This is a genomic window from Urechidicola sp. KH5, assembly GCF_054661455.1.
In genome coordinates this window covers 584,293-603,163 of sequence record NZ_BAAFSW010000002.1, presented here as the reverse complement: position 1 = coordinate 603,163, position 18,871 = coordinate 584,293, and the positions used below count along the sequence as shown (strand labels likewise).

15 protein-coding genes are annotated in these 18,871 nt (G+C 34.3%); 10 read left to right on the top strand and 5 right to left on the bottom strand.

Annotated elements, in window-relative coordinates; genetic code table 11:
• Window positions 1-33: 33 nt before the first annotated feature.
• Together ACYQ5R_RS07295 and mce are read right to left on the bottom strand one after the other, a co-directional pair.
• Complete coding sequence (locus tag ACYQ5R_RS07295) at window positions 34-912, bottom strand: cell division protein FtsX (protein ID WP_460190263.1); 879 nt, start codon at window positions 910-912, stop codon at window positions 34-36.
• A gap of 106 nt (window positions 913-1,018) precedes the next feature.
• Window positions 1,019-1,426 (bottom strand): methylmalonyl-CoA epimerase, encoded by a 408-nt coding sequence (mce, locus tag ACYQ5R_RS07290; RefSeq protein ID WP_460190262.1) that lies wholly within the window; start codon window positions 1,424-1,426, stop codon window positions 1,019-1,021.
• A gap of 43 nt (window positions 1,427-1,469) precedes the next feature.
• Here mce and rbfA point away from each other — a divergent pair, with 43 nt between their 5' ends.
• Both rbfA and ACYQ5R_RS07280 read left to right on the top strand, forming a co-directional pair.
• Window positions 1,470-1,862, top strand: coding sequence for a 30S ribosome-binding factor RbfA (rbfA, locus tag ACYQ5R_RS07285; RefSeq protein ID WP_460190261.1), 393 nt, complete (start codon window positions 1,470-1,472; stop codon window positions 1,860-1,862).
• A 3-nt stretch (window positions 1,863-1,865) separates the two neighbouring features.
• Window positions 1,866-3,068, top strand: coding sequence for an ABC transporter permease (locus tag ACYQ5R_RS07280; RefSeq protein WP_460190260.1), 1,203 nt, complete (start codon window positions 1,866-1,868; stop codon window positions 3,066-3,068).
• Window positions 3,069-3,123: 55 nt separating this feature from the next.
• Here ACYQ5R_RS07280 and dusB read toward each other — a convergent pair whose 3' ends face one another.
• Entirely contained in the window at window positions 3,124-4,104 is a 981-nt protein-coding gene (gene dusB, locus ACYQ5R_RS07275; protein ID WP_460190259.1) for a tRNA dihydrouridine synthase DusB, read from the bottom strand.
• 19 nt (window positions 4,105-4,123) lie between these two features.
• Entirely contained in the window at window positions 4,124-5,344 is a 1,221-nt protein-coding gene (locus ACYQ5R_RS07270; protein WP_460190258.1) for a M28 family peptidase, read from the bottom strand.
• Window positions 5,345-5,422: 78 nt separating this feature from the next.
• On the opposite strand from ACYQ5R_RS07270, the gene ACYQ5R_RS07265 reads away from it, so the two are divergent.
• From ACYQ5R_RS07265 to ACYQ5R_RS07235, 7 genes are all read left to right on the top strand, one after another.
• Window positions 5,423-6,514: a TolB family protein gene (locus ACYQ5R_RS07265; RefSeq protein WP_460190257.1), complete on the top strand. Its 1,092-nt coding sequence runs from the start codon at window positions 5,423-5,425 to the stop codon at window positions 6,512-6,514.
• Window positions 6,515-6,579: 65 nt separating this feature from the next.
• Window positions 6,580-8,376 carry a translation elongation factor 4 gene (gene lepA / locus ACYQ5R_RS07260; protein ID WP_460190256.1) on the top strand — a complete coding sequence of 599 codons (1,797 nt, stop codon included), beginning with the start codon at window positions 6,580-6,582 and terminating at the stop codon, window positions 8,374-8,376.
• A gap of 144 nt (window positions 8,377-8,520) precedes the next feature.
• The gene (locus ACYQ5R_RS07255) at window positions 8,521-9,927 is read left to right on the top strand and encodes a glycogen synthase (RefSeq protein WP_460190255.1); all 1,407 of its coding nucleotides are present in this window, start codon (window positions 8,521-8,523) and stop codon (window positions 9,925-9,927) included.
• Window positions 9,928-9,930: 3 nt separating this feature from the next.
• Complete coding sequence (locus tag ACYQ5R_RS07250) at window positions 9,931-11,193, top strand: glucose-1-phosphate adenylyltransferase (RefSeq protein ID WP_460190254.1); 1,263 nt, start codon at window positions 9,931-9,933, stop codon at window positions 11,191-11,193.
• Between the two features lie 4 nt (window positions 11,194-11,197).
• Complete coding sequence (gene glgB, locus ACYQ5R_RS07245; RefSeq protein ID WP_460190253.1) at window positions 11,198-13,099, top strand: 1,4-alpha-glucan branching protein GlgB; 1,902 nt, start codon at window positions 11,198-11,200, stop codon at window positions 13,097-13,099.
• A gap of 138 nt (window positions 13,100-13,237) precedes the next feature.
• Window positions 13,238-15,631 (top strand): glycoside hydrolase family 31 protein, encoded by a 2,394-nt coding sequence (locus ACYQ5R_RS07240; protein WP_460190252.1) that lies wholly within the window; start codon window positions 13,238-13,240, stop codon window positions 15,629-15,631.
• A 473-nt stretch (window positions 15,632-16,104) separates the two neighbouring features.
• Window positions 16,105-16,992, top strand: a complete 888-nt coding sequence (locus ACYQ5R_RS07235; RefSeq protein ID WP_460190251.1) for a metallophosphoesterase — start codon at window positions 16,105-16,107, stop codon at window positions 16,990-16,992.
• A 4-nt stretch (window positions 16,993-16,996) separates the two neighbouring features.
• Here the strand turns inward: ACYQ5R_RS07235 and ACYQ5R_RS07230 are convergent, their stop codons facing one another.
• Complete coding sequence (locus tag ACYQ5R_RS07230; protein ID WP_460190250.1) at window positions 16,997-17,734, bottom strand: outer membrane beta-barrel protein; 738 nt, start codon at window positions 17,732-17,734, stop codon at window positions 16,997-16,999.
• A 158-nt stretch (window positions 17,735-17,892) separates the two neighbouring features.
• On the opposite strand from ACYQ5R_RS07230, the gene ACYQ5R_RS07225 reads away from it, so the two are divergent.
• Window positions 17,893-18,867, top strand: coding sequence for an AAA family ATPase (locus tag ACYQ5R_RS07225; protein ID WP_460190249.1), 975 nt, complete (start codon window positions 17,893-17,895; stop codon window positions 18,865-18,867).
• Window positions 18,868-18,871 lie beyond the last annotated feature (4 nt).

Genomic DNA, 18,871 nt, shown 5'->3' with positions numbered 1-18,871 from the left:
CTTTTTGAGTCAATGCAAAGTAACGGTTATTATTTAATAATACAGGTCTTCTGTACGTAAATTTAAAAACCTTCTAGTTGCAAAATAAGTACTTAAAAAAGTGATGCAAATACCTAATAACAGTACTGCACCAAAAACTATAGCTAATTGAACTTTATCTTCTAAGACTTGTAATTCAGGAATATTTCCGTTGATATAAATTAGAAGACCTACTATACCTAAAATAGCTACAACTGCCCCAACCAAACCTAATTGAATTCCGCGCCAAATAAAAGGTCTTCTTATAAATGCTTTAGTGGCACCTACCATTTGCATCGTTTTAATTGTAAATCGTTTTGAATATACAGAGAGTCTTATTGCGCTGTTAATTAAAACCACGGCGATTAATGTAAATAGCCCACTAAAAATAAGCATCCAGAAACTGAAACGCTGAATATTTTGAGTGAGTAAATCAATCAGAGGCTTATCATAACTCACCTCAAATACCGAATCATTCTCTCCTAGTTCATTCGCTATTAAAGTCATTTTTCCTGGAGTAACAAAATCTGATTTCACATAAATACTCAAGGCATCTTTTAAAGGATTTTTACCCAAATAAGAAATAAAATCCTCACCAATCTCTTCTCCAAAATTCTTTGCTGCTTCTTCTTTCGAAATATAAACCACTTCTTTCGTATACTCTTGACCTTCAATAATAGTCTTTAATGTAAGCACATCATCTTCTTCTATATAGTCATTCAAAAACACAGTTATTGCAACTTGCTCTTTAAAGTGCTTTGCAATATTTTGAGTTTTTAACAATACCAATCCTAACATACCAACCAAAAAAAGCACCAAGGCTATACTTACTATTACAGAAATATATGACGAACGCAATCGTCGTTTTTGATATTTTTCGAAGGATTTAGACATGAAAGTTTGATTTTGCTGCAAGATAACAATCGTTAGGCTCTATGCCAAGAATCGATTGAGTTTGTTATACGTAAAAAACGAACTGAGTTTAAAATTAGTATATACCTTATTCTTGCGGTGCCTCTTGGCACAACTCAATTAATACCCCATTGGTTGTTTTTGGATCTACAAAAGCTATCAGTTTATTATCTGCACCTCGCTTTGGTGTTTCATTAATCAAAGTAAAACCTTCAGCTTTTAAGCGTTTTAATTCAGCATTTATATCGTCTACTGCAAAGGCAATATGATGAATACCCTCGCCCCTCTTTTCTAAAAATTTGGCGATCGGACTTTCTGGATTTGTTGCTCCTAACAATTCAATTTTATTAGGGCCAGATTTAAAAAATGAGGTAATCACACCTTCTGATTCAACAGCCTCGCTTTTATATGGAGCCGCGCCAAACAGTTTTTCAAACAATTGATTTGAAGCCTCTAAATCTCGAACGGCTATTCCTAAATGTTCTATTTTTTTCATCCTACTATTCTTAACATTCTCAAATATACCGTACTTTTGTGGCATGGAAACAAACAGACAAAAGAAAATTGCAGGCGTTATACAAAAAGACTTGGTAGACGTGTTGCAAAGTGCAGCAAGAGAAGGTATGCCAGGGGTAATTATATCTGTAACTAAAGTACATGTTACAGCAGATTTAGGTGAAGCCAAAGTATACTTAAGTATTTTTCCAACAGACAAAAGAGATGTTTTGATTGAAGGTATCAAATCAAATACTGTAGATATTAGGCATGAGTTAGCTGCTCGAACAAAAAATCAGCTACGTAGAATGCCTAACTTACACTTTTTTGTAGATGATTCGTTAGACTATATAGAAGGTATTGACAATGCCTTGAGTGGAAACGAGGAAAATCCTATTGAAAATCCGGATATTCTCGAAAAACGTCAAAAACGCTAATTATTGAACATATCCCTATACATTGCCAAACGCTATTTATTCTCAAAAAGCAGTAATAATACTATAAACATTATTACCGCCATTGCAACTATAGGTGTTGTTATTGGCACTATGGCATTGTTTATTGTACTCTCAGGATTTTCTGGATTAAAGGCCTTCAGTTTGTCTTTTGTAGATATTGCAGACCCAGATTTTAAAATTACGCCAACCTATGGAAAGTCATTTTTTATGACCGACAGCATAAAAGAAGTTTTGAATAATGACAATCGTATTGCACATTATGCCGAAGTAATTGAAGAACGTGTTTTCTTAGAACACGGAAGTAAAACACATTTAGGATACATTAAAGGTATAGAAGAAAACTACATTAAAGTAAACAATGTAGATACGGCATTGGTTGTTGGTTTTTGGATAAATTTTGATTTTGATCATCACGCAGTTATTGGGAATGAAATTTCCAATAAACTATCAATGGGTATCAACGACCATTTAGAGCCACTAAAAATCTATGTGCCGAAACCAGGTAAAGGCTATGTAGAAAGCATGAAAAATGATATTAGTACCATTTTGACCCAATCTGTAGGGATTTTTGCATTGACAGAGGAGTACGATTCTAAATATGTGTTTATTACCAAGCAAAAAGCACAACAATTGCTTGAGTATGATTTAAATCAAATTAGTGCAATTGAGGTAAAAGTTGACAATCTAGACAACCGTTCCAATTTGATTACTGACTTAGAAGAAAAGTTAGGTGCCAATTTTAAAATTGAAACAAGAGAACAACTTAATGCCACTTTTTACAGAATGCTAAATATTGAAAATTTAGCATCGTATTTGGTCTCCACACTTATCCTTATTATTGCGCTCTTTAATGTTATAGGAGCCATAATTATGATGATTTTTGACAAACGAAAAAATCTTACAACGCTATTTAATATTGGCCTTCAAGTAAAAGATATTAAACGTGTTTTTGTATTACAAGGAAGCTTACTTTGTATTATTGGTCTCGCTATAGGCTTGGTATTAGGTATTGTTCTTGTAGTATTACAAAAGCAATATCATTTATTTATGATAACTCCTTCTCTTGCTTTTCCTGTAGAATTTAAAGTGATAAATGTAGCTGTAGTTATTGTAACAATTCTAACACTTGGTTATGTGGCTGCCAAAATAGCTAGTAGTAGAATCACAAAGTCTTTTATTTCTTAGCAACAAATACAGAGCTAAGTCAAAATGAATCTAACTTTTGATACTTACTTCTGTTCTAACCAAATTTTTGAAGCACTTCATCAAACGTATCAAACACCACTTGAGCGTCATCTGAAGTTACCATTTTAAGTCTGTACTCTTTAAAATGTGGAATTCCTTTAAAATAGGTTGCATAGTGTCTTCTTGTTTCTAACACCCCTTGCATTTCACTTTCTTTCCAATCTATCTCCATTTGCAAATGACGCTTTGCCATTTCTACACGTTCCGCAATTGATATTTCTGGCAAGTGTTCACCTGTTTGAAAAAAGTGTTTTACCTGCTTAAAAAACCATGGGTTTCCAATAGAAGCTCTTCCAATCATAGCACCATCAAGCCCATAATCATCACGCATTTCTTTAGCTCTCTCTGGGGTAGAAACATCGCCATTTCCAAAAACCGGAATATGCATTCTAGGGTTATTCTTTACTTCGGCAATAGGTTTCCAATCTGCATCTCCCTTATACATTTGAGCCCTAGTTCTGCCATGTATGGCAATGGATTTAACACCTACATCTTGCAAGCGCTCTGCCACCTCAACAATTTTAATAGAATCGTGATCCCAACCCAAACGCGTTTTTACTGTTACAGGTAAATCTGTATGCTTTACCATCGCGTCAGAAAGCTTAACCATTAAATCGATATCTTTCAAAATACCTGCACCTGCTCCGCGTGAAACAACCTTCTTAACTGGGCAACCAAAATTAATGTCGATAATATCTGGTTTCGATTGCTCTACAATCTCAACCGTACGCAGCATAGATTCTAAATTGGCTCCAAAAATCTGGATACCAACAGGACGTTCTTTTTCGTAAATATCTAATTTCTTAACACTCTTAGCTGCATTACGAATCAACCCTTCAGAAGAAATAAACTCCGTATATACCACATCGGCTCCTTGCTCTTTACACAAAGCTCTAAAAGGCGGATCACTCACATCTTCCATTGGTGCAAGCAACAACGGAAAATCTCCTAATTCTATATCTCCAATTTTTACCACTTCTATTAATTTTACTGTTTTAGAAAGTTACTTCAGTTTCAACCAATTCTTTCTTACGCTGTACAACCACCTTTACTGTTTGACCTCGTTCAAATTGTGAAAGCGCTTTCATATATGCCATCATGTCTACAATTTCTAGATCTCCCATTTTCACAACAATGTCTTTCTTCTGAATTCCAGCATTTGCAGCAGGACCGCCTTCATTAACACCATCAACCTTCATTCCTTCACCGTCATATAAGTAATTCGGAACTACGCCCAACTTTACTTTAAATCTTGGTGTTTCTTCAGATTCATTCTTAGTTTTTGTGAATTTTAATTTTCCATTATCATCCAATTCTGTAACAATAGCTACTACATAGTCTGCTATTTTATACATACCTTCATAATTCAGTAATTCTGCATCATCTGACGGCTTATGATAATCTTCATGTTGTCCTGTAAACAAGTGCAAAACAGGCAGATCTTGTAAGTAAAAAGAAGTATGATCTGAAGGCCCCACACCAGATTCTTTCTCAATAATTTTAAAATCGTCTCCTAAAGAATGAACTGTTTGTGACAGCAATGGTGATGTACCGGTACCGTAAACTGCTAAAGAACTATCTTGCTTCATACGACCAACCATATCCATATTGATCATATAATTTACTTTTTTAATATCAATCGTAGGATTTTTTGCAAAATAATTAGAACCCAACAATCCCATTTCTTCACCAGAAAAAGCCATAAAAAGGTAATTGTTGTTCGTATTAATTTCTTGTAATCTATCTGCTACATTTAACATTACGGCTACACCACTTGCATTATCGTCTGCACCATTATGTATTAAGCTATCCCCTCTGTGTAACGATCCTTCAGAACCCCAACCTAAATGATCATAATGCGCTCCAATGATTACCGTATTTTCTGCACCATTATCTAAAAAGCCAACAACATTCTTACCTGTAATTGTGTTCTTAGAAACCGAGTCCGTAAACTTTACTTGAGCATGCGGATGTGTTTTGGGCACAAATGAAAATGACTGAAAATACCCTTCTGTTCCTTTTGGGTCTAAACCTAATTTTCTAAAACGTTTAGCAATATAATCTGCTGCAATCTGCTCTCCTTCAGTTCCAGTTTGCCTGCCTTCCAATCTATCATCAGCCAAATAAGTTACATCTTCTTGCATTTTTGTGTCAAATTTTTCAGTAGTACAAGCTGCTATAACTACCAAAAATAACAGCGCAAAATATTGTTTCATAGGATTATCGGATTAATTTTGCAAAATTAAATATTCTAACATATTTAAAACGCTAAACCACCAAAAATATACAAATAAATGAATCAACTTTTCCTTGCCCTTTCAGGACTGTTTTTAATTAGCTGTGTACCATCAGATAAAAAAGATAAGGACGCTTGGAGTGGGGAAACCTATACCGACTCATTGTATTTTAAAGGTGAAAAACACTTTAAAAACATGCAACAAATTACATTTGGTGGAGATAATGCAGAGGCCTATTGGAGTTTTGATGATAAACAAATTATTTTCCAATCAAATCACAAAGAATGGGGCGTTGAGTGTGATCAAATGTTTATAATGAATGTTGGCGAAACGTTTGAAGATTCGAAACCACAAATGGTAAGTACAGGATTAGGAAGAACAACTTGCTCCTATTTTTTGCCAGATGGAAATATTATCTATTCTTCTACACATGAAGGGCACCATGAATGTCCAGAAGCTGTATTGCGTAAAAACGGCAAATACATCTGGCCAATTTATGATACCTACGATATTTACTTAGCAAATCCACAAGGAGAAATCATTAAAAAGTTAACGAATGAGCCTGGGTACGATGCAGAACCAACAGTATCGCCTAAAGGAGATAAAATTGTGTTTACCTCAACTAGAAGTGGTGACATAGAGTTGTACACAATGAACATTGACGGCACCGATATTAAGCAAATTACCTTTGATTATGGTTATGATGGTGGTGCGTTTTTCTCACCTGATGGCAGCAAAATTATCTTCCGATCGTCAAGACCAAAAACAGATGAAGAAATTGCTGAATACAAAGCATTATTAATAGAAGGACTGGTACAACCAACAGAAATGGAATTGTACATCTGTAACGCAGATGGATCAGATTTACGTCAATTAACGCATTTAGGAAATGCCAATTGGAGTCCATTCTTTCACCCATCTGGAGAAAAAATTATTTTCTCTTCAAACTTTGAAAATGACGGAGGATTTCCATTTGATTTATACATGATTGATATTGATGGAAAAAACTTAGAAAAAATTACACATGGAGGTTCGTTTAATGCGTTCCCTGTTTTTTCTAATGATGGTAATCGCATCTTGTTTTCATCTAATAGAAACAATGGTGGGGGCCACGACACCAATTTATTTTTAGCTGATTGGGTAGAGTAACTGTTAGTTTGTCTTTAAACCAATCACAATAACTTATATTTGCAATCTGAACGAAGGAATAGAAAATGAAGCACATAAGAAACTTTTGTATTATAGCCCATATTGATCATGGTAAAAGTACACTAGCAGACAGGTTATTAGATTACACTGGTTCTGTTACAGAACGCGAAAAGCAAGATCAGCTTTTAGACAATATGGATTTAGAGCGTGAACGTGGTATTACCATTAAATCACATGCCATACAAATGGAGTATGAATTCAAGGGTGAAACCTATGTGTTAAACCTAATTGACACTCCGGGTCACGTAGATTTTTCTTACGAAGTTTCACGTTCTATTGCTGCTTGCGAAGGAGCCCTTTTAATTGTAGACGCAGCACAAAGCATACAAGCACAAACCATTTCTAACTTATATTTAGCATTAGAGAATGACTTAGAAATTATTCCTGTACTAAACAAAGTAGATTTACCAAGTGCCAATCCGGAAGAGGTTACAGATGATATTGTAGACCTTTTAGGTTGCGATCCAGAAGAGGTTATTCCTGCAAGTGGTAAAACTGGCTTTGGTGTAGATCAAATTCTAGAAGCCATTATCGATCGAATTCCTGCACCAGAAGGCGACCCAGAAGCACCATTACAAGCATTAATTTTTGATTCAGTATTCAATACATTTAGAGGAATTGAAACATATTTTAGAGTACTAAATGGTGAAATTAAAAAGGGTCAAAAAATTAAATTCTTAGCAACAGATAAAGAATATTTTGCTGATGAAGTTGGCACTTTAAAACTAAATCAGGTAGTTAAAGACTCTGTTAAAACTGGAGATGTTGGATACTTGATTACAGGAATTAAGACAGCAAAAGAAGTTAAGGTTGGAGATACAATTACCGACGCTAAAAATCCAACACAAGAGGCTATTGCAGGTTTTGAAGATGTAAAACCAATGGTGTTTGCTGGAATTTATCCTGTAGACACAGAAGACTATGAAGACTTAAGAGCTTCTATGGAAAAACTTCAGTTAAACGATGCTTCTTTAGTGTTTCAACCAGAAAGTTCTGCCGCTTTAGGATTTGGTTTCCGATGTGGATTCTTAGGAATGTTGCATTTAGAAATTATTCAAGAGCGTTTAGAGCGTGAGTTTGACATGACCGTTATTACAACGGTACCAAACGTATCGTACCATGCATATACCAATAAAAATCCTGATGAGCTCATCATTGTAAATAATCCATCAGATTTACCAGACCCTTCAACATTAAATCGTGTTGAAGAACCATATATTAAGGCATCAATTATTACCAAGTCTGACTTTGTTGGACCAGTTATGAGCTTGTGTATTGAAAAGCGCGGTCAAATTACCAACCAAACCTATTTAACGCAAGATCGTGTTGAGTTGAGTTTTGATATGCCACTGGCTGAAATTGTTTTCGATTTTTACGATCGTTTAAAAACTGTATCTAAAGGATATGCATCTTTTGATTACTCACCTATTGGTATGAGAGCTTCAAAATTAGTAAAAGTTGACATCCTATTAAACGCACAATCTGTAGATGCGCTTTCAGCTTTAATACATGCAGATAACGCATATACCATTGGCAAAAAAATGTGTGAAAAACTCCGTGAATTAATACCTAGACAGCAGTTCGACATTCCAATTCAAGCAGCCATTGGATCTAAAATTATTTCCAGAGAAACTGTAAAAGCTTTACGTAAAGACGTAACGGCCAAATGTTACGGAGGAGATATTTCTAGAAAGCGTAAATTATTAGAAAAACAGAAGAAAGGTAAAAAGAGAATGCGTCAAGTAGGTAACGTAGAAATACCTCAACAGGCATTTATGGCTGTTTTAAAATTAAACGATTAAACCACATATTTGCATAAAATGTGATGAAATTGATATTTCGTTCAGTTTAATTGACAATTTCATAATAATAATGGGTGTTTTTTTAACTATAAACACCCATTTCTTTTTTTTATAATTCGTATTTTTTCGGTCACAATCACAACCATGAAAATACTACACCTTAGCGCAGAATGTTATCCTATAGCAAAAGTTGGAGGATTAGCAGATGTCGTTGGCTCATTACCAAAATATCAAAGCAATGGCAATAGTCAATCTGAAGTAATTATGCCTTTGTACGACAATGCGTTTACTCATAAAAACGAGTATAAAACAATTTATAATAGTACGCTAGAGTTAGGCAATCAAAATTTAGCATATCAAATTGTTACTTTAAAAGAAAACACATTAGGGTTTAATATTTATTTTATAAAAATTCCTAATCTATTATTTGTTGATTATGTCTACTCTTCGGACGATACCAATCGTTTTTTAGCTTTTCAGATTGCTGCGCTAGACTGGGTCTTAACTTGGGACGAAAAACCAAACCTATTTCATTGCCACGACCATCATGTAGGGTTGGCACCTTTTATGTTGCAAGAATCGTATAAATATGAATCATTAAATAAAATTCCTGTTGTACTTACTATTCACAATGCTCAATATCAAGGATGGTTTTCACATGAAAAGGTTGGCCTGATACCAGCATTTAATTTTGACCATGTTGGATTGTTAGATTGGGGAGGCGCAATCAATCCGCTTGCAGCTGCAATAAAATGTGCTTGGGCAGTTACAACTGTATCACCAAGTTACATGGAAGAGCTAAAACTAGCAGCTAATGGGCTGGAAAGTTTATTAGCATCTGAGCACGCAAAATGCTCTGGTATTTTAAACGGTATCGATACCGATGTTTGGAATCCGGAAACAGATAATTACATTATTAAAAACTTTAAAAAAAGTACGGTAGTTTCTGGCAGAAAAGGAAATAAAAAATGGTTGTGTGATGAGTTTGGATTAGATGAGTCTAAACCTCTCTTTGCCTTTATCGGAAGATTGGTTGGCGAAAAGGGCGCCGATTTATTACCATCGGCTTTTAAAGAAGCATTGGCTTCTGAAAATATTTCTGTACTTTTATTGGGGTCAGGTCACAAAAATGTTGAATCTGAATTAAATGAAATAAAACAGCTATTCCCAAATACTTATAACAACTATATCGGATACGACGAGCGCTTATCGCATATTATTTATGCTGGTGCAGACTTTTTAATAATGCCGTCAAGAGTAGAACCTTGCGGACTGAATCAGTTATATTCGTTACGTTATGGTTTGATACCTGTTGTAAGAAGTATAGGAGGATTAAAAGATACAGTTATTGATATAGACAATAACGGATTTGGATTTGTACATCAAAAAGTAGAAGTTAAACAAATTGTTCAGGCAATAGAAAGAGCAACTAATTTTTACAATGATACCCCAAATTTTACTAAAATAAGAAAAGCTATTATGGACATAGATCATTCTTGGAATGCATCTGCCAAAGCATATATAAAATTGTATAATACATTAAAAAAGTAAGTCATGGTTAACAACAAAGTTTTATCAATCATTTTAGGAGGTGGACAAGGAACACGTTTATATCCATTAACACACGCAAGATCTAAACCTGCAGTTCCAATTGCCGGAAAATATAGATTGGTTGATATTCCTATTTCCAATTGTATCAATTCTGATATTAAGAGAATGTATGTGTTAACGCAGTTTAACTCTGCATCATTAAACCGTCATATAAAAAACACCTATTCTTTTAGTTTTTTCAGTTCTGCGTTTGTTGATGTATTAGCGGCAGAACAAACACCTGATAATAAGGGTTGGTTCCAAGGAACTGCCGATGCTGTTAGACAGAGTATGCACCATTTTTTGCGTCATGATTTTGAATATGCTTTAATTCTATCTGGTGACCAATTGTATCAAATGGACTTTAATGCCATGATCAAGGCTCATGAAAAGGCGAAAGCAAAAATTTCTATTGCTACCATTCCTGTAAATGCGAAGCAAGCAACTTCTTTTGGAATTTTGAAAAGTGACGATAAAGGAAAAATCACTTCATTTATAGAAAAACCAGCTGCTGATTTATTATCAGATTGGACTTCTGAAGTGAGTGATGAAATGAAAGCAGAAGGAAGACATTATCTTGCCTCTATGGGTATTTACATTTTTAATCGCGACTTACTGATTGAATTAATGAAAAACCCAGACACCATTGATTTTGGTAAAGAAATTATTCCGCAATCAATTGAAAAGCACAAAACATTAAGCTATCAATACGAAGGGTACTGGACAGATATTGGAAACATAGATTCGTTCTTTGAGGCCAATTTAGGTTTGACAGACGATATTCCTGATTTCGATTTATACGATAAAGCACAGCGCATTTATACGCGTGCACGTATGTTACCAACAACAAAAATATCTGGCACAACATTAAATAGAACTGTAGTAGCAGATGGCTGTATTGTTCATGCTGCAAAATTAGAGAGATGTGTAATTGGTGTTAGATCTCGAATTGGAGAAGAGTCTACTATAATAAATACTTATATGATGGGAAGCGACTCATACCAATCACTCGAAGAATTAGAAAACCCAAATATTATTTCAAAAGGTATTGGCAAACGTTGCTTTATTAAAAATGCTATAATTGACATGAATTGTTGTATTGGGGATGATGTGAGAATTAATGGCGGCGTGCATTTAGAAGATCAAGAAACTGATCTATGCGTCATTAAAGATGGAATTGTTGTCCTTAAAAAAGGAGCTATTATTCCAAATGGTTTTGTAATCTAACAGTATGGCAGAAGTTTTAGCACATAGTTTATTTTCTGATTTCGACATCAACTTATTTAAAGCCGGTAAACATTTCCGGCTTTATCATAAATTCGGTTCTCATATTACCACGATTAATGGAGTAAAAGGAACGTATTTCGCAGTTTGGGCTCCAAGTGCAAAATCAATTTCTGTAATAGGCGATTTTAATTATTGGAATGCTAATGAACATCAATTAAATGTTCGATGGGATGCCTCAGGTATATGGGAAGGTTTCATACCACATGTTGGCAAAGGTCATATTTATAAATACCGAATTGAATCACACCATAACGGAGTCATAACAGAAAAAGCTGATCCGTATGCAAGAAGGTACGAACATCCACCAAAAACAGCTTCTATTGTTTGGGATGACAATTACAAATGGAAAGATAATAACTGGTTAAAAAACCGCAAAAAACACAATGCATTAGACGCTCCCTATTCTGTATACGAAGTACATCTTGGTTCTTGGAAAAGAAAGGTTGAAGAAGACCGTTTTATGTCATACTTCGAGTTAGCAGATGAACTCGTTTCTTATGTAAAAGAAATGAACTTTACGCATGTTGAGTTTATGCCTGTAATGGAATTTCCATTCGACCCTTCATGGGGGTATCAAGTTACAGGGTATTTCGCGCCTAGCTCACGTTTCGGGTATCCAGAAGAATTTAAATTTCTAGTTGACAAACTACATCAAAGTGGCATTGGTGTTATTTTAGATTGGGTGCCATCTCATTTTCCCGAAGATGCTCATGGCCTCGGTTATTTTGATGGCTCACACTTGTACGAACATCCAGATCGTCGTAAAGGATATCATCAAGATTGGAAAAGTTTAATCTTTAATTATGGACGAAACGAAGTGCGTTCATTTTTAATTAGCAATGCACTTTTCTGGTTAGATCAATACCATGTAGATGGCTTGAGAGTAGATGCTGTAGCCTCTATGTTGTATTTAGATTATTCTCGAGAAGATGGCGAATGGGAACCAAATGAATTTGGCGGACGAGAAAATTTAGATGCGATCTCTTTCTTTCAAGAATTAAATGCAGAAATCTATCAATCCTTTCCAGATGTTCAAACTATTGCCGAAGAGTCTACTGCCTTTCCTAATGTAACCAACCCTACAGATATGGGTGGTTTAGGTTTTGGCATGAAATGGATGATGGGTTGGATGCACGATACACTCAATTACTTCAAAAAAGATTCGATTTACAGACAATACCACCAGAATGACATTTCATTTAGTTTAACCTACGCGTTTACAGAAAATTTCATGTTACCCCTCTCACACGATGAAGTAGTATATGGTAAAAACTCCATCCTTGGCAGAATGCCTGGTGACGAGTGGCAACGCTTTGCAAATTTAAGATTATTATATGGCTACATGTTTACACACCCTGGAACAAATTTATTATTTATGGGAGGCGAATTTGGGCAATACAACGAATGGAATTTCCAACAAAGTTTAGATTGGAATCTTTTAGAGTTCGAACCACATAAAAAAATGCAAACCTATTTTAAAAACCTAAATAAGTTTTACAAAGAAACACCTGCACTTTTCGAAAATGCGTTTGTTAACAAAGGTTTTGAATGGATTGCTTATGATGACAATGTGAATTCGGTAATATCGTACATTAGAAAAGGAAAAGAAACCGATGTTATTGTAGTTTGCAACTTCACTCCTACCGTTCATGAAAAATATAAGATAGGCATCAAAAACAAAGGTAAGCTAAAACAAATTTTTAATAGTGACATGAAAAAATTTGGTGGCGGAGGCATATCGAATTCCAAACCAATTACAATTAAAAAAGAATCTTGGAATGGTAAAAAACATCATGCTGAAATTACAATTCCACCATTAGCTGTTGTGGTTTTTGAAATTAATTAACCCTCAACTATTCTCAATTAACATACACCTCTTTTTTGTTGATAAAACTTCAATAAAATAGGGGTGTTTTTATGATATATACACTCTATAAAATTTAACATTTAAGTAAATTTGCTCTACGCTTAAATAGAAGGTTTTATGATTTTAAATGAAGAATTAGAATTTAAAGGAAATTTATATCCATCGAAAATAATATCATATAAAAAAGATGTAGATACACTTTATTTTACTACAGAAAATAATGTGGTACTTCAGGTAACTGTTGTTAGAGACAGTGTATTGAGATTTAGATATACAACCAACCTAATTTTTGAGAACGATTTCTCGTATGCAATAACTAAATATGCGAGTAGAGGTTTCAATCATTTAGAGATTACAGAAGACGATGACAATTATATTATTACAACTGCAAAGTTGATTTGTCATATCTCAAAAGTAAACCTTCGAAAAAGCATTTATGATGCAAAAGACGGTAGCCTAATCAATCAAGACGAACTTGGTTTTCACTGGGAAGAAAGTTATGAATACGGAGGTAATATTGTAAAAATGACCAAAGCTTCTCAAAGTAGTGAGAGCTTTTATGGTTTAGGAGACAAACCCTCGCACATCAACCTAAAAGGAAAACGCTTTCAAAACTGGGTAACAGATTCTTATGCATACGGTAGAGATACAGATCCAATTTATAAAGCTATTCCGTTCTTTATAGGATTGCATGGCACAAAGTCTTATGGTATCTTTTTTGACAATACGTTCAGATCGTATTTCGATTTTTGTCAGGAACGCAGAAATATTACAAGTTTTTGGGCTCAAGGTGGCGAGATGAACTACTACTTTATTTACGGACCTCAGATGAGCGATGTAGTTTCTAATTATACAGATTTAACAGGTAAGCCTCATCATATGCCAGCTTTATGGACACTAGGCTACCACCAATGTAAATGGAGTTATTATCCAGAATCTAACGTTAGAGAAATCACACAAAAATTTAGAGATTTAAAAATTCCTTGTGACGCCATCTATTTAGATATTGATTATATGGATGGGTTCCGCTGCTTTACATGGAACAAAGAATATTTCCCGAATCCAAAGAAAATGGTTAAAGACCTTTCTGACGATGGATTTAAAACTATTGTTATAATTGATCCAGGAATAAAAATAGACAACAACTACAGCGTGTTTAAAGAAGGAATGGAAAACGATTACTTCTGTAAACGTGCCGATGGACCATATATGAATGGTAAAGTTTGGCCTGGTGAATGCCATTTCCCTGACTTTACAAATCCCAAAGTACGTGATTGGTGGTCTGATTTATTTAAAGAACTGATTGAGGAAGTTGGTGTTAAGGGTGTTTGGAATGATATGAACGAGCCTGCAGTAATGGATGTACCTGGTAAAACTTTTCCTGACGACGTGCGACATAATTACGACGGTAACCATTGTAGCCATAGAAAAGCTCATAATATTTATGGTATGCAGATGGCAAGAGCAACATACCAAGGATTGAAAAAATTCTCATATCCTAAGCGTCCTTTTGTAATTACACGTGCAGCCTATTCTGGTACACAACGTTATACCTCAACTTGGACAGGTGATAATATTGCTACATGGGATCATTTAAATATTGCTAACCAACAAGCACAACGTATGTGTTTATCTGGATTCTCAAATGTAGGCTCTGATATTGGTGGTTTTGCAGAACAACCGAATGGTGAATTATACGCTCGCTGGATTCAGTTAGGAATATTCCACCCATTCTGTAGAACACACTCTTCTGGAGACCATGGCGATCAAGAACCTTGGGCTTTTGACGACAACATTACAAATGTAGTTAGAAAGTTTATTGAGATTCGTTACCAATTACTACCATACCTATATACGGCCTTTTGGAATTACGTGAATGACGGAGTGCCAATTCTAAAATCATTGGTTTTATTTGACCAAGAAGATCCGCATACACATTACAGAAATGATGAGTTTGTGTTTGGAGAGAAAATATTAGTATGTCCAATTAATGAACCAAATGCTAAAGGTAGACGCATGTTCTTCCCTCGTGGCAGATGGTATAACTTCTGGGATGATAGTATTGTTGAAGGTGGTCAAGAAGCATGGGTAGATGCAGATTTAGATTTTATGCCAATCTTTATAAAAGAGGGGGCAATCATTCCTAAATATCCAATTCAACAATATGTAGGTGAAAAAGAATTTGATGAATTAACTTTAGATGTGTATTACAAAAAAGGAAAAGAAAAATCGCAATTATTTGAAGATGCACATGACGGCTATGACTATATCAAAGGGCGTTATAGTTTGAGAAATTTCAGTTTAGTTGGTAAATCAAACTCACTTTCAATTCAACAACACAAATCTGGTAAATACATAACTCCTTACTCAACATTTAAATTGAACTTAAAAGGATTACCTTTTGAAATAGCTAGTATTTCTGTTGATAATGAGAACGTGGATGTATCAAAAAACAGCGAAACATTAATAGTTTCAAAAGATTTTACGACGATACATATTGTTGGTAAATAGTCAATAAACTTAATTTTAACTTAAGCACACCTCTTTCTATAAATGTAAAGAGGTTTTTTTGCGCATAAAAAAACCCACTTAAGTGATTAAGTGGGAAAATTGCTATGAAAAAGAAAGTAGGTTTTAACCTACGCAACAAAGATATGTTACTTTGGAATATTACGCAAGGATAAATTGTATTTTTTACATTTAATAATGAAATTCGTAAAACTCTAAAATATTTCCAAACAAAAAAGCACAAAAAAAACCCACTTAAGTGATTAAGTGGGAAAATTGCTATGAAAAAGAAAGTAGGTCTAACCTACCTTACAAATATATAATCTCCATAATCACTAAACAAGTATAACGTGTAAAAAAAACACAATAAACAACAGAATTCAAAACTTGTTAATTTTCGCCGTAATTATTAAGGATTTATCAAAGATTTGTTGAATTTATTTTATTTGTATTTTTATTTTTTAATTCATTTGAAAATGTCAAAATTACTTTATGTTATAATTGTTGTTTTTTGTGTTATTTCTTGCCAAAAAAAAGAAGAATCAGTAGAATTTTCGTTTGGTATAATCGCAGACTGTCAATATTGTGATTGTGATATAAAATGGGACCGCTATTTTAGAAAATCACCACAACGTTTAAGTGATGCTGTAAATGAGTTAAATCAGCACGATCTTGATTTTACAATTCATTTAGGTGACTTTATCGATAAAGATTTTAAAAGTTTTGACAGTATCTTACCTACTTGGAAAAATTTAAATTCAGATAGATATCATGTTTTGGGTAATCATGATTTTGATGTAGCAGATAGTTTAAAGTCCAAAATACCCTATAAACTAAAACTCAAAAATCGATACTATAGTTTCAACAAACACAACTGGAAATTTATAGTACTAGATGGCACCGATTTAAGTACTTATGCCCCATCAAAAAATAACCAACAAGCATCGCAACAATTATTAGCTAAAAAAGAAAAAAATTCATTGCCCTATGCTATGTTTTACAATGGTGCTTTAAGTAAAGAACAAATGAGTTGGGTAAAAATTCAACTTGAAGAGGCCAAATCACAAAATCAAAATGTGGGATTTTTCTGTCATTTCCCCGTGCAACCAATAGACAACCATAACTTATGGAATACCGAGGAATTTTTAGAGCTTATTGCACCGTATGAAAATATAAAGTTCTATATGAATGGACACAATCATGCTGGAGCCTATGCAACTTTAAATAATGTACATCATGTTACATTTAAAGGAATGGTAGATACCAAAGATACTACAGCTTTTGCCATTGCAACTATTACAAACGATAGCCTATTCATATCAGGATTTGGCAGAGAACCTAACAAAAGTTTAAAGCTCAAATAACTTATTAATTTTCTAAATTCTTTTCTTCAGCTTCTTTCGTCTCTCTTCTTGCTTTCGCCTTTTTTACACCTATTGGATAATTTACATTCAAAAAGAATCCTCTACTTTGAGTGTTAGGTCGATCTTTATAGACGTTTACAAAACTTTGGTAATAGCGTGCACCAATTGCAACATTTCTATTTTTGCCAAATCGATATCCAAAGCCACCTAAAACACCGGCATCAATTCTATTGATTAAGTCTTTATTATCAAATTTAATATTTCGCTCAACGCCATCAACATCGGATGTATACTCTACATACGATTTTGAACGAAGAGCAAATTGTGGACCTAACTCTACGTACACACCATCTTCAAATTGTCTTCGCATTAAAGCGGGTACCATAAAACTTTGAATGATTTGTTGGTATCTCCCCTCAATTTCTTGCCATTCACCTCCTATAGACTCAAGATCTGCTCTCGATAAGTGGTCTAGACCTTCATTAGATTTTACTAAAACTCCGGTATGAAAATAGTACTTTGGATTTTTCATCTGAAAAGTAAAATAAAACCCTAAATTGAATTTCGTTAAATAATCATTAGAATCCAGTCCGCCTAAATGCATCCAATTCAAACCTCCTTGTAGACCAAATTCCAATTTTTCGGAATTAAGTTTATCTCCCAATAAAAGTGAAATCAAAACCTGCGAATTCGATTGATAGGTAATAAAACAAAGGGCTGTTACAACGAGAAGCTTTTTCATAGATAGTAGTTGGAGTGCAACAAAATAAATTGCCTGTTTACACAAATATACTAATGAATCACACAAAGTAAGTGAACAATAACATTTTAATTTATAAAAGCTCTTTTATCTACGAATGAGTTCGTTATATTTGAAGTACTCTCTTAAAATTAAATGCTATGAGTACCACTCTTTCACTAATAAATAGGTTACGTGAACGTATGTCGCAATCTATCATAGGTCAAGACAAACTAGTTTCGAGACTAATTTTAGTGCTATTAGCCGATGGAAATTTATTATTAGAAGGCTTACCAGGTCTTGCCAAAACTAGAGCCATTAAGTCCTTATCTAAAGAACTAGATTGTGGTTTGAGTAGAATTCAATTTACCCCAGATTTACTTCCTTCCGATATTACTGGAACCGAAATTTATCAACCAGAAACTGAAGAGAAGTTTGTTTTTCAAGAAGGGCCGATTTTTAGCAACCTTATTTTGGCAGATGAAATTAACAGGTCTCCTGCCAAGGTGCAATCAGCTTTGTTAGAAGCAATGGAAGAACGTCAAGTCTCTGTTGCAGGAAAAACCTATAAAATGGATTCTCTTTTTATGGTGCTAGCCACACAAAATCCTGTAGAACAAGAAGGTACTTACCCATTACCTGAAGCTCAAATGGATCGTTTTTTAATGCATGTAAACATAGATTACCCGGACGATGCATCAGAACTAGCAATTATGCGTTTAAATAGAGCTGAGCAAGGCCCAAAATCAAATGATTCTAAGAAGAGCGATAAATTATCTCCTCAAATTATTTTTGATGCGAGACAAGAAATTCACAAAATTAGTATTTCTGAAAATGTCGAAAAATACATAGTAGATATTGTTTCGGCTACGCGATATCCCGAAAAATACAACGAACAACTTTCTGCGTGGATTGAATTTGGTGCAAGCCCAAGAGGAACTATTAGTATTGATAAAGCAAGTAGAGTACATGCATGGATGCAAGGCAATGACTTTGTATCTATAGATAATGTAAGAGCTGTTGTTCACGACTGTTTAAGACACCGTTTGATATTAAGTTACGAGGCCAATGCAGATGCAATTTCTGCAGACCAAGTGATTGATGAATTGTTAAAACATGTTGCAGTTGTAGGTTAATTTT